Origin of the sequence: Microbacterium sp. gxy059 (assembly GCF_050958665.1) — a bacterium.
Taxonomy (GTDB): domain Bacteria; phylum Actinomycetota; class Actinomycetes; order Actinomycetales; family Microbacteriaceae; genus Microbacterium.
Genome location: NZ_JAMXWT010000049.1, coordinates 1 through 318 on the forward strand (window position 1 = coordinate 1; position 318 = coordinate 318).

The following is a 318-nucleotide window of genomic DNA, read 5'->3' on the forward strand; positions in this document are numbered from 1 at the left end:
GATGGGGGTGTGTGCCGTGAGTGATTTCGGTGCGACTTACGACGAGATGGAGACGACGGCTCAGAAGCTGGATGACGGCAAGGAGTCGATCGACACGTTGCTGGATGAGCTGCAGGGTCATGTGGATGACCTCGTCGAGGATGGCTTCAAGACGGAGAAGGCGTCGGGGAAGTTCAAGGATGGGTATGAGGATCTCACCAGTGGCATGAAGGAGGCCGCTGATGGGGTGACGGGGATGGCGGATGCGCTGCGTCAGATGGCGGATGCGATCCGTGATCTGGATGACCAGCTCGCGGGTGGCTGATCCGGGCGAGCAGG

1 protein-coding gene is annotated in these 318 nt (G+C 60.7%); it reads left to right on the forward strand.

Annotated elements, in window-relative coordinates:
• A partial coding sequence (locus NHL53_RS14555) for a WXG100 family type VII secretion target (protein ID WP_433777616.1) occupies positions 1-304 on the forward strand: 304 nt, incomplete at its 5' end.
• Positions 305-318 lie beyond the last annotated feature (14 nt).